This is a genomic window from Photobacterium sp. GB-56 (assembly GCF_003026105.1).
GTDB lineage: Bacteria > Pseudomonadota > Gammaproteobacteria > Enterobacterales > Vibrionaceae > Photobacterium.
On the sequence record NZ_PYNW01000001.1, the window covers coordinates 496,812 to 509,797 of the forward strand.

General features: G+C 40.9%; 9 protein-coding genes. 5 read left to right on the forward strand and 4 right to left on the reverse strand.

The window, feature by feature from the left end; translation table 11 throughout:
• Positions 1–53: 53 nt before the first annotated feature.
• Positions 54–1,454: an aminodeoxychorismate synthase component I gene (pabB, locus tag C9J42_RS02270; RefSeq protein ID WP_199189312.1), complete on the reverse strand. Its 1,401-nt coding sequence runs from the start codon at positions 1,452–1,454 to the stop codon at positions 54–56.
• 174 nt (positions 1,455–1,628) lie between these two features.
• Here pabB and C9J42_RS02275 point away from each other — a divergent pair, with 174 nt between their 5' ends.
• The 4 genes from C9J42_RS02275 to C9J42_RS02290 all read left to right on the forward strand — a co-directional run bounded on the left by C9J42_RS02275 (position 1,629) and on the right by C9J42_RS02290 (position 8,551).
• Positions 1,629–3,143, forward strand: a complete 1,515-nt coding sequence (locus tag C9J42_RS02275; RefSeq protein WP_045083029.1) for a fumarate hydratase — start codon at positions 1,629–1,631, stop codon at positions 3,141–3,143.
• Positions 3,144–3,348: 205 nt separating this feature from the next.
• Positions 3,349–4,386, forward strand: a complete 1,038-nt coding sequence (locus C9J42_RS02280) for an efflux RND transporter periplasmic adaptor subunit (RefSeq protein ID WP_107261695.1) — start codon at positions 3,349–3,351, stop codon at positions 4,384–4,386.
• Positions 4,383–5,477 (forward strand): efflux RND transporter periplasmic adaptor subunit, encoded by a 1,095-nt coding sequence (locus C9J42_RS02285; protein ID WP_107261693.1) that lies wholly within the window; start codon positions 4,383–4,385, stop codon positions 5,475–5,477. Before C9J42_RS02280 ends, C9J42_RS02285 begins: the two co-directional genes overlap by 4 nt.
• Positions 5,477–8,551: an efflux RND transporter permease subunit gene (locus tag C9J42_RS02290; RefSeq protein WP_107301612.1), complete on the forward strand. Its 3,075-nt coding sequence runs from the start codon at positions 5,477–5,479 to the stop codon at positions 8,549–8,551. Before C9J42_RS02285 ends, C9J42_RS02290 begins: the two co-directional genes overlap by 1 nt.
• 91 nt (positions 8,552–8,642) lie before the next feature.
• Here the strand turns inward: C9J42_RS02290 and pyrC are convergent, their stop codons facing one another.
• From pyrC to C9J42_RS02305, 3 genes are all read right to left on the reverse strand, one after another.
• Complete coding sequence (pyrC, locus tag C9J42_RS02295) at positions 8,643–9,674, reverse strand: dihydroorotase (protein WP_107287011.1); 1,032 nt, start codon at positions 9,672–9,674, stop codon at positions 8,643–8,645.
• A 153-nt stretch (positions 9,675–9,827) separates the two neighbouring features.
• Entirely contained in the window at positions 9,828–10,766 is a 939-nt protein-coding gene (locus C9J42_RS02300; RefSeq protein WP_199187001.1) for a DMT family transporter, read from the reverse strand.
• A 219-nt stretch (positions 10,767–10,985) separates the two neighbouring features.
• A complete protein-coding gene (locus tag C9J42_RS02305) occupies positions 10,986–11,927 on the reverse strand; it encodes a LysR family transcriptional regulator (protein ID WP_107287010.1) in 942 nt (313 codons plus the stop codon).
• Between the two features lie 110 nt (positions 11,928–12,037).
• Here C9J42_RS02305 and C9J42_RS02310 point away from each other — a divergent pair, with 110 nt between their 5' ends.
• Positions 12,038–12,967 carry a DMT family transporter gene (locus C9J42_RS02310; RefSeq protein WP_107205734.1) on the forward strand — a complete coding sequence of 310 codons (930 nt, stop codon included), beginning with the start codon at positions 12,038–12,040 and terminating at the stop codon, positions 12,965–12,967.
• The last annotated feature ends 19 nt before the right edge of the window (positions 12,968–12,986 follow it).

Here is a 12,986-nt window from a genome sequence, read left to right on the forward strand (position 1 = left end):
TTCATCTTAAATACTTTTTATTTTAAATATCATTATGATGTATTTATCTGTACCTATTGTAAGGTTGGCAGAATCTTACTCAATTTGTCGAGTGTTTCTTGATATTCGCTATCTGGATCACTATCAGCAACAATCCCGCCTCCAGCCCACGCATGAATTTTTTGTTCATTAGCCACCAATGTACGAATCGTAATACTGGTATCCATTGTGCCACAACGGCTGATATAACCGATGCTGCCACAATAAATACTGCGGCGGTGCGGTTCTAACTCTTCAATAATTTCCATGGCTCGTACTTTCGGAGCACCTGTTATTGAACCACCGGGGAAACATGCTTTTAATAGATCTGTCGCATTGTGATCTGCTGGTAATTCGCCTGAGACGGTACTCACTAAGTGATGTACGGCAGGAAAACTTTCTATTTTAAAAAGATGCGGTACTCGTACGGTACCGGGTGTGGCAACGCGACCAATATCGTTACGCAGTAAATCGACAATCATTAAGTTTTCTGCACGATCTTTTTCAGCATTTTGAAGAGCGAAAGCATTGGCATTGTCTTGAGCGGTATTTTTGCTACGTGGTCGAGTCCCTTTAATCGGTTTAGTTTCAATCAGTCCATCACGAAGTTGTAAAAAACGCTCTGGAGATACCGATAAAATCGCACCTTGTTTTAAACGAATAAAACCAGAGAATGGCGCTCCGTTTTCTGTTTCAAGAGTTAGATATGCTTGCCATTCATCGCCGGTATAATTGGCAGAAAAACGTTGCGCCAAGTTGATTTGATAACAATCGCCAGACAATAGATAATCTTGGATTTTGTTAAATTTGTTACAGTAATCCTCTTTAGTCATATTGGATGACCAATCAGATGTTAAAGAAAAGCTATCAACAAGGTTTAAATCTGTTGCGGGTTGTTGTTGTGAGAATGTCGTAAGCTGCTGTTCAAGCCATGTTTGACGCTTAGTCTCTTTTGGCTCTACTAGCGTTACCGTTTGTTCTTGATGATCCACAATTAAAGCCCAGTCATAGATCCCTAATGCTAAATCAGGTAGCGGAATGTCATGTTCAGCAATTGTTGAGATATTTTCAACCTGACGACCTAAATCGTAACTAAAGTAGCCTAATGCTCCACCAATAAATGGCAGTGTCATCATTGGGCTAACTGCAGGTAATAACTGCGCTTGTAATGTTTGTACTAATGCAAATGGATCATCGGTGTACGTTTCTTCTGCACCATTTGCATAGCAGACCTTGCTAATCCCATTTTCTGATTCAATAGTGGCTAAAGGATCAGCAACGATAATGTCAAAACGGTTATCTGGATGATTTTCTGCTGCCGAGCGTAATAGCATTGCCCATGGCAAACCAGAGAGTGGTGCAAACCATGTCAATGCCGCATCTTTTGAGTAGGCGAGCGACGTAATGCTTAATTTTGGGTGTGATTTACAAATCATTTTCTTTTTTGTGACAAGAGTTTGATTGGCGCGTAGCGCAATAATAAGTGCAAGAGTATCATATTCAGATAACGACGCCCAAAGATGTGCATGTACTTAATGTGAACATCGTCCCTACAAAATTGAAAGTAAATTTCGGGCGCTATGGAATGATATAACTCAACGAGGGCAACTATGACTGTCATCCGCAAAGAAGACGTAATTAGTAGTGTGGCAGATGCATTACAATATATTTCTTACTACCACCCACTGGATTTTGTGCAAGCTTTAGAAAAAGCCTATAACAAAGAGCAAAGCCAAGCCGCAAAAGATGCGATCGCACAAATTTTAATAAACTCTCGTATGTCTGCCGAAGGGCATCGTCCAATCTGTCAAGACACAGGGATTGTTACCTGTTTCGTGAAGATTGGTATGAACGTACAGTGGGATAGCGATCTTACTGTACAACAAATGATTGATGAAGGTGTGCGTCAAGGGTATACCAACCAAGATAACCCGTTACGTGCATCGGTTGTTGCGGATCCTGCAGGTCGTCGTATTAATACGAAAGATAATGCGCCTGCTGTTGTTCATATCGATATGGTACCAGGTGATAAGGTTGAAATTCAGTTAGCAGCTAAAGGTGGCGGCTCTGAAAATAAAACTAAAATGGTGATGTTGAACCCATCTGATGATATTGCTGAGTGGGTTGAAAAAACAGTACCGCTGATGGGAGCTGGCTGGTGTCCTCCTGGTATGTTGGGTATTGGTATCGGCGGAACCGCAGAAAAAGCAGCTGTGCTTGCGAAAGAATCATTGATGGAATCGATTGATATTCATGAATTGAAAGAGCGCGGAGCACAAACAACAGAAGAAGCATTACGCTTAGATATCTTCGATCGTGTCAACAAGCTTGGTATTGGTGCGCAAGGTTTAGGTGGTTTAACAACAGTTCTTGATATAAAAATTAAATCCGCACCAACACATGCGGCATCGAAGCCTGTTTGTATGATCCCTAACTGTGCCGCAACACGTCACGTGCACTTTACTTTAGATGGTACTGGCCCTGCAGAATTAACACCGCCTAAGTTAGAAGATTGGCCTGAAGTGACATGGGAAGTGGGTGATAGCGTTCGTCGCGTAAATTTAGATACGGTTACGAAAGCAGATGTTCAAGAGTGGAAATCAGGTGAGACTGTTTTACTGTCTGGTAAGATTTTAACTGGTCGTGATGCTGCGCATAAACGTATTCAAGAAATGTTAGCCAAAGGTGAAGGTTTACCTGAAGGCGTTGATTTCAATAATCGTTTTATTTACTACGTTGGTCCTGTTGATGCAGTGGGTGATGAAGTCGTGGGTCCTGCGGGTCCTACAACCTCAACGCGTATGGATAAATTTACCGACATGATGTTAGGTGAAACGGGTCTAACCGGAATGATTGGTAAGGCTGAGCGTGGTCCCGCGGCGATCGAGTCAATCAAGCAGCATAAAGCTGTTTACTTAATGGCTGTGGGTGGCGCTGCTTATTTAGTTGCCAAAGCTATTAAAAAATCACGTGTAGTGGCGTTTGAAGATCTTGGTATGGAAGCGATTTATGAGTTTGAAGTCGAAGATATGCCAGTAACAGTAGCTGTTGATTCTAATGGTACTAATGCTCATCAAACAGGCCCTGATACATGGCGTGTAAATATCGCTGAAATGGAAAAGTAAGCTATATAAGCATATCTAAGAAAAGGAGCCTTGTGCTCCTTTTTTTATTGTCTCTTTTCTCTTAAAAGGATTGTGATATTGACTCTATTTTCATATATGAAACAAGATTGTTAACTTAAAAGCCTCTACTATTCATAGATATATATTTTTTCATACATTTTTTTAACAATAGTAAGATTTAGTATGAAACATCATGGAGAGTAGTATGAGATATCGCTTTTTTGCGGCATTGTTTACATGCTTAGCATTAATTGGCTGCAAGGATGATAAATCAGCGATTGCTGAGCCTGAGTCTCGACCGGTTAAATTACAATCAGTTTCAGTAGGTAATAATGAATCACAACGGGCGTTTCCTGCGATTGTTGAGGCGGGAGATAAAGCCGTTTTAGCTTTTCGCGTTTCAGGTCAACTTGCTAGCGTAGATGTTCACCCCGGTCAATTTGTGACGAAAGGACAGATACTTGCAACATTAAATAGCGATGAATTTTCACTGCTAGTGAAGCAGGCACAAGCGCAATATGATTTAGCGAATGTGCAATTTAAGCGCGATAAAGAATTACGGAAAAAAAATGTAGTATCAGAGTTAGATTACGATACCTCTAAAGCTAACTTAAAACAGGCAAAAGCTTCATTAGATAAAGCAATATCGAATTTAAGTTATGCCAAGCTTATCGCACCTTATGACGGGCACCTTTCTTTATCCATGGTTGAAAACTATGAATATATCAGTGCTAAACAGCCTGTAATGCATATTCAAAGTGCTAAATTGATCAATATGACATTTCAGCTTCCTGATTATCTTTTAGCGCGCTTTCAAGGTCATGCCGAAAATATTAATCCTACTGTTGCTTTCGATACCTTAACTAATCAAACCTTTCCCGCACAATTTAAAGAAATTGATACAGAGCCAGATAGCAAAACATCCAGTTATAAAGTGACACTCTCAATGGCACGTCCGGAAGGCAGTAATATCATGCCGGGAATGTCTGGTAGCGTGACAATTGTTCTGCCACAAGGAAATGCAGGCGCAATACCTCTGCGTGCGATCATTACTAAAGACAATAAAGATTATGTATGGCGTGTTGATGATAATCAGCAAGTTGTAAGAACTGAAGTCATATTAGATAACAATAATCGTGTGATATCAGGTTTAGAAGATGGTGATGTTATAGCGACATCAGGCGTATCTGAATTGCAATCAGGTCAGAAGGTCCGCTCATGGATCAAGGAGCGTGGATTATGATCAAACGTTATCGTTTATTGACATTGGCTATCAGTGCAACATGGTTACTCCAAGGTTGTGAGAAACCAAGTGTTGAGCCGCGCGAAGCGCAACCGCGAGTCAAGGTACAGCAGGTACAGTCAGGCAAACAATCACCGAAATTAACGTTTCCAGCCGTGGCATCAGCAGCTGATAAATCTATTTTATCATTCCGTATTGCAGGAGAAATCACGCAAATATTAGTGCGTTCAGGAGACACCGTTAAAAAAGGGCAGGTATTAGCGCGATTGGATCCACGTGATTACACATTAGAGGTGGATGATGCTCAAGCTAAATACAATGTTATTGATAGCCAATACCGCCGTTCCGCAACATTATTAAAAAATGGCTATTTACCTCAGTCTCAATTTGATGAATTAAAAGCGAAGCGAAGTATTGCGAAAGCAAATCTTGATTTAGCCAAATTAAAATTAAGTTTTACTGCGCTAAAAGCCCCATTTAGTGGTGTGATTTCAACTATTCCCGTTGAGCAATTTGAAAATATCAAAGTAGGTCAGCAGATTATGAATATTCATAGCACTGATTCTGTTGATATCGAGATCCAAGCGCCTGATATGATTTATTCCAAGCAAAGTATCTTGGATGTTAATAAAGCACAGGGTTCTTCCTCGAAAGTCATTTTACCCAATAATGAAAAATATGTGGTGACATTAAAAGAATTTACCACTGAACCTGATCCTGAATCGGGTTCATTTCTCGTGACCTTAACGATGCCGATGCCCAAAGGTCAGTTCATTTTGGAAGGCATGCCAGTTGAAGTTGAAGCCGATGCTCAAAAGTTACAAGTTTATCAAGTTGGGCAGCAAATCGTACCTCTTGAAGCTTTATTTAATTTAGACGGTGATGATATTGCCTCAAATCAGAAATATGTTTGGATTCTGACACCTGACAATACGGTGTCGAAACGCCTTGTGGTAACAGATAAAGTTGTGCCTGAAGGGGTACGATTAAAAACGGGTGTTAAACAAGGGGAACAAGTTGTTGTTACAGGCGTTAACCGCTTACGAGAGGGACAAAAAGTGGTGGTATTGGCTAAGGAGGGACAACAATAATGAAGCAAGATATCGCGACTTATTTTATTAAGAATAAAGTGATCAGCTGGATGCTGACGCTAATATTTCTTGTCGGTGGCACCTTTTCTTTCTTTGGTTTAGGCCAATTAGAAGATCCGGCATTTACCATTAAAGACGCTATGGTTGTTACCTCCTACCCTGGGGCGACACCACAGCAAGTTGAAGAAGAAGTGACCTATCCTATAGAAAAAGCGATTCAGCAGTTAACTTATGTTGATGAAGTAAATTCTATCTCTAGTCGAGGGTTGTCACAAATCACAGTGACCATGAAAAACAATTATGGCCCTGACGATTTACCACAAATTTGGGATGAATTACGCCGCAAGGTTAATGATATATCCTCTAACTTACCTCCAGGAGTCGCAAAGCCTAAAGTTATTGATGATTTCGGTGATGTTTACGGCATTTTGTTAGCAATAACGGGTGAAGGTTATAGCTATAAAGAACTCAGTGATTATGTTGATTACTTACGCCGAGAAATTGAACTTGTTGATGGCGTGGGAAAAGTGGGTGTTACTGGCAATCAGCAAGAGCAAGTATTCATTGAAATCTCAATGCAGCGACTCAGTAGCCTCGGCATTTCTTTAGATACAATTTACAACATTTTAGCGACACAAAATTTAGTCACCAGTGCGGGCGCAGTTCGTATTGGCGATGAATATGTTCGCGTTCATCCTACTGGTGAATTCAAAAATGTTGATGAACTGGGCGATTTAATCATTACCGATAAAGGCGCTAATGGGCTGATTTACCTTCGAGATGTCGCTGAGATCAAAAAAGGTTTTAAGGAAATTCCAGATAACTTAGTTAGCTTTAACGGCAAAGAAGCGCTGAACGTTGGTATTTCTTTTGTCGCTGGCGTTAATGTTGTTGAAGTAGGCCAACGGGTTATGCAAAGACTGGCTGAACTGAAAGAGCAACAGCCAGTGGGTATCGATATTGATGCAGTATATAGCCAGCCGATTGAAGTAGATAAGTCCGTAAGTGGTTTCGTTGTTAGCTTAGGTCAGGCAGTAGCCATTGTTATTGTGGTGCTGCTGTTCTTTATGGGACTTCGTTCAGGTTTACTGATTGGTTTAATTTTGCTCCTGACTGTTTTAGGCACCTTTGTGTTTATGAAGTGGTTAGCGATCGACTTACAACGTATCTCGTTAGGTGCCCTCGTTATTGCTCTGGGTATGCTGGTGGATAATGCCATTGTGGTGGTCGAAGGAATATTGATAGGCATGCAGAAGGGGCGAACGCGAATGCAAGCGGCTTCTGACATTGTGACTCAAACCAAGTGGCCACTGCTAGGGGCAACAGTCATTGCAGTAATGGCATTTGCGCCAATTGGTTTATCGCAAGATTCAACGGGTGAATATTGTCGAACACTATTTACGGTGCTTCTGATATCACTGATGCTGAGTTGGTTTACAGCGATATCGTTAACGCCATTCTTTGCCGATCTTTTCTTTAAAAACGTCAAGGTGGATCAAGATAGCGATCAAAAAGATCCGTATGGCGGTATTTTCTTCACCGTATACCGTAAGTCATTAGAGTTTTGTATGCGTCGTGCATGGCTAACAGTGATCACTTTGATCTTGATGTTAGGTGTTAGCTTATATGGCTTTACATTATTGAAACAATCGTTCTTTCCGGCATCTACAACGCCAATGTTCATGGTGGATGTATGGCTTCCTGAAGGGACCGATATTCGTGCAACCAATAATACGCTAAAACAGCTTGAGAAAGTGGTTGCAGCGGAAAAGGGCGTGGAATACGTTAGTTCAAGTGCGGGTAAAGGTTCGCAACGTTTTATGTTGACATACGCACCAGAGAAAAGTTACGCCGCTTATGGTGAGTTAATTGTGCGTGTTGACTCATTTGATAGTGTTGTTCCGGTGATGAAAAATTTCCGTGAACAATTAGATAAACAATTTCCCGAAATTGAATACAAAGCCAAACTAGTCATGTTAGGCCCTTCATCCGGCGCTAAAATTGAAGCGAGAATTGTTGGATCAGATCCAACCATACTACGTGGTATTGCGTCGCAAGTGGTGGATGTGATGAATGCAGATCCTGGCGCATTCAATATTCGTCATGACTGGCGAGAGCGCACCAAAGTAATTGAGCCGATATTTAATGAAAGCCAAGCAAGACGCTATGGCATTACTAAAAAAGATGTGGATGAGTTACTGCAAATGGCATTTTCAGGGATCAACATTGGTCTCTATCGTGAGGGAACAAACTTAATGCCAATCGTGGCACGTTTGCCTGAAGATGAGCGAGTCGACATTAGCACCATAGAAGGCATGAAGATCTGGAGCCCTGCCATTCAAGGTTATATTCCACTTCAACAAGTGGTGCTTGGTGTCAATGTACGTTGGGAAGATCCATTAGTGGTGCGTAAAAATCGCAAACGTGTGTTAACGGTAATGGCGGATCCAGATCCTATTGGTGAAGAAACGGCAGCGACAGTACAAAAACGTATTATGCCTGCAATCGCAGATATTGAACTGCCAGAGGGGTACACCTTGGAATGGGGAGGCGAGTATGAATCATCAGCAGACGCGCAAGCCTCGTTATTCCAAACGATGCCGATGGGTTATTTGGCGATGTTCTTAATTACTGTATTGCTTTTCAATAAGGTAAAAGAAGCATTGATCGTTTGGGCAACCGTGCCATTGGCAATTATTGGTGTGACATTAGGTTTGTTGTTACTTAATACGCCATTTGGTTTCATGGCATTGCTTGGTTTCTTAAGTCTATCCGGTATGTTGGTGAAAAACGGTATCGTATTGTTAGACCAAATTGAGATTGAGATAGCCAGTGGTAAAGATAAATATTTAGCTGTGTTAGATGCGGCTGTCAGTCGTGTACGTCCTGTGTGTATGGCTGCTATCACCACTGTTTTAGGTATGTTACCGCTATTACCAGATGTGTTCTTTAAACCAATGGCAGTGACCATTATGTTTGGTTTAAGTTTCGCTACCGTATTAACCTTAATCGTTGTTCCGGTGCTATATCGTTTATTCCATAAGCTGAAAGTGCCGACAAAAGAAACTGCTTAATGCTGAATTAAATTAACTGCAATTAAAAAGGCTTCCGATTCGGAAGCCTTTATTTTTATAAAGCTGTTTAGCGTTTGGTTTACTTCAGTGGTTAAGCGTACACTTTCCAGCTAATGGTTTCACCCGCTTTAATAGGTACGACCGTATTGCTACCAAATTGCATTTCTTCTGCTACTGTCCACGACTCTTTTACAAGCGTAATCGTATCTGTATTACGTGGTAGGCCGTAAAAATCAGGGCCATTGAAGCTAGCAAAACCTTCTAACTTATCTAGTGCGCCAGCTTGTTCAAAGACTTCTGCATAGAGCTCGATAGCTGCGTGAGCTGTGTAAGAGCCAGCACAACCACATGCCGCTTCTTTCATGCCTTTTGCATGCGGTGCGGTATCAGTACCTAAGAAAAACTTCTTACTACCACTGGTTGCTGCATCCACTAATGCTTGCTGGTGAGTGTTACGTTTTAAGATAGGCAAACAGTAGAAGTGTGGGCGAATACCACCTGCTAGCATATGGTTACGGTTAAACATTAAGTGGTGAGCTGTAATGGTTGCAGCGACATTGTCACCTGCATTTTGAACAAACTTTACAGCATCTGCTGTCGTGATGTGTTCAAGTACAATTTTGAGTGATGAAAATTCTTCAACAATAGGACCAAGTACCGTATCAAGGAATGCTTTTTCACGGTCGAAAATATCAACATGATTATGTGTGACTTCACCATGAATAAGAAGTGGCATACCAACTTCTTGCATCGCTTGTAATGCCGGGCGAATCTTATCAATTGAAGTAACGCCAGAGTCTGAGTTAGTCGTTGCGCCAGCAGGGTAGAGTTTAGCGGCATATACATGACCCGATGCTTTGGCTTTCTTAATTTCTTCAGGTGATGTGTTATCTGTTAGGTAGATAACCATAAGTGGTGAGAAAGTCGGGCTTGGTTGAGCATCAAGAATGCGGTCACGGTAAGCTAAAGCAGATTCTGTATCAGTAACAGGAGGGATTAAATTAGGCATGATGATCGCGCGTCCCATGTAACGGCTAATATCCCTTACTGTATCTTTTAATACATCGCCATCACGTAAATGTGTGTGCCAATCATCAGGACGAGTAATCGTTAATGTTGTCATTTTGTTTCCCTTCCAAAAAATTTGCCCGATTCTAAAAGTATCGTTGCGCTAAGTAAAGGTCATTAATTCAACAATCGGTTTGATTGTTGAATTAAAAGGCAATCGTTTGCCAAAAGAGAATAGGATCACAGCACTTTAGCTAGAATCTGTGTATCATTGTCCTCTTTTCTTCATGCTTATTACTGAATAAACCACGAAAAGCATGCCTATTGCATGATAAAAAGTAAAAGGTTCATTAAGTAATGTGATAGCAAAAACTGCAGTAATAGCAGGGCCAACATTGCTGGTTAAACTTAGCTGTGATGGATTTAATTTTTGCATCGCGGCTGCAACAAAAAACGATGGCAACACAGTACAAAAGATCCCTAACGCGATCCCAAGCAGGATAAGCATTGGATCTAGCTCGATCACATTGACGCCTTGCCATTGGCTTTGAATTAGAATAATGATCCCCGCAGATCCCATCCCGATACAGGTAAATAATTGGCTGCCCATTTGGGTAATTAACTTTTTGCTCATGATTAAGTAACAAGCGAAAACGAATGCGGACGCAATGGCCAACCCACTACCTAGCAAGACATTATTTCCCATGCTTCCTAAATCATGAAAAACAATGAAAGCGACACCAATATAGCCAAGTGCAATAGCTTTAAATGTACCTTGTGCTGGCTTTTGTTTTAGGACAGTCCAACTAATTAAAACGACGAAGCTTGGAAATAGAAAAATGAGTAGTCGCTCTAGCTGCGCACTGATATGTGCCATGGCTGCAATATCAAGATATGACGCAACATAGTAGCCTAAGACGCCAATAGCGCTTGCCGCTAAACCATATCGTTTCAGGTTATCTCTATGCTCTGTTTTTCTTAATAGCCACAGCATCATAACAATATAAATTGGCACAGAACTTATTGCCCGTAACGACATAATCGATACCGCATCTCCACCATATTGATAAGCCAGTTTGATAAAAACGGGCTTGATAGAAAATAAAGCAGTACCGATAAGGGCATAAACAATGCCTTTATTGAGTTCAGCATGAGGGGAACTGACGTTTTCGTTAACTGGGTTGTTGTTTGAGTTCGATGATGTCATGTGATTTCTCGCTTAAAAATGAAAATAAAGCTGCGAGAAATGCGAAGGTCACTGGCTGAGCATAACTCACAGCCAGATAGCAAAACTCTACCGGCCGGATGGCAGTAGTGAATTGAGGAGCCAAATGTAACAAGTGAAAATAGTTGAATAAATCATAGTGTTGCCTGTTTATTGAACGCTAAGCTCAACTTACAAGAGATAAAAAACACTTACAAGCAATTAATTGCAATTGGTAAGCTTTTTTCTTAAATCAGACGAAAACCTTTCGCTAATAAAATCAATAAACACACGTTGGCGATAAGGCATATTGATATTAGGCAGGTATTGCATGAACACAGTACCTTGGTAATTATCAAGAAGTGTCCAATCGTTAAGTACCGCAGTAAGGGCTTTTGATTGCAAAGCTTTTTGCGCGACGAATGCAGGTAATACCGCAATACCAAAGTGATTTAATGCGGCTTCTAAACGCATCTCTGTATGGTTAACAATATAACGCCCATTCACTGTCACTTTCAGCTCTTCATTTTCAGATTTAAACCGCCATTGGTTGTCAGTATTTGTTTCGCCTAGATAGATACAATCATGCTGGGCTAATTGCTTAGGGTGTGTTGGTGTACCTTTCTTTTCGAGATAATACGGGCTTGCACATAATACCAGATCGTTAGTGGCTAACTGTTTGGCCACTAGGTTATTTTGAGGCTCGTTGGTTAACCTAAAGACGACATCTACGTCGTGATAGAGCGGATCGATTGGTTTGTCTGTAACTTGGATTTTTAGTTGTAGCTTTGGATAAGTGTCAACAAATTCCAGTAATAGAGGTTGAAGTACCTGACGACAAAACGCTTTCGGTGAGGCAATGGTGAGTATCCCTTCAATATCTTGCTTTTGCTTGCTGGCTATATTTACTACATCTTGGGCTTGCTGAAGGATATTTTTACCATATTGGTAAGCTTCTTGCCCTGCAATGGTAAGTGACTGGCTACGAGTACTGCGTTTGATCAGTTGTACTTGAAGCTCTTTTTCTAGGCGGCTTATTTGCCGACTCACGCCTGATGGTGTCATTCCCAATTTTTTCGCGGCATGACTAAAGCTTTCTGACTCTACAACCGTGACAAAGGCTGCAATATCAGGAAGAAGTTGAATAATTTTATTTTTGTCCATCAGTCACAAATCCTTTGCTTATTGGCGGTATTATCAACATCAAGTCAAACATATACCATTCAATCTTACAAGAACAGTGACTAAAACCGTGTAAGAAAGGATGTGTGTGAATGGAACAGGTCGAGCAGAATAAAAGTGTATTTTTAAATACTTCATTAATAGCAACAATAGGTGTGCTAGCTGCCGCAGTTTTTTGGGGAACCAGTTTTGGTGTGGCAAAAGAATCTATGCTTTATACTGGTGTTTTGATGTTTTTGGCGATTCGTTTTTGTTGCACACTTTTAGTGATATTTCCCCTAGTCAGCAAGAAACTAAATAAACAGGTTTGGCTGCAATTAGCACCAACTGGAGGAATATTAAGTATTATTTATTTGGCCGAAACTTATGGTCTAAAACACACGACGGCTTCAAATGCTGCTTTTCTTATTAGCCTATTTATTATCTTTACGCCTGCTGTTGATGCATTGCTTAATCGTCATAAACTTGCGGTTACAGATTTATTTGCCGGATGCATTGCGATTGCTGGTGTGTGGTTATTAGTAGGAGATAGCCTGAATGCGGTAACGTTTAATATCGGTAATATTCTCATTTTGATCGCAGCACTGGGGCGTGCCGCTTTTGTGGTGACAACTAAAAAGAAAATGAATCAACAACATTGCGATCCTATGGTGGCAACATTTATCCAATTATCAGTGGTCACCGTTGTTTGTATTAGCTTATTGGTTTTCACTGTCCCTGTAGAACAATTCATCATACCTAGCGCGCCAGAGTTTTGGTTGTATATTGGCTACCTTGTTATTTTTTGTACCTTGTTTGCTTTTTACTTTCAAAACTATGGGGTGAAGCATACAAGCCCAACCCAAGTCTCTTTTTTATTGGGATTAGAGCCTGTATTTGGTGGTTTGTTTGCACATTGGTGGTTAGGAGAACGATTTGAACAGCTTCAATGGGTGGGGGCGGGATTGATTGTATTGGCCGCTATGTTCATTTCAGTGAAACCTAAATGTAAATTTTTCGCTAAAACAAAAAAGCCGATCTGATGATCGGCTTCATTTACTT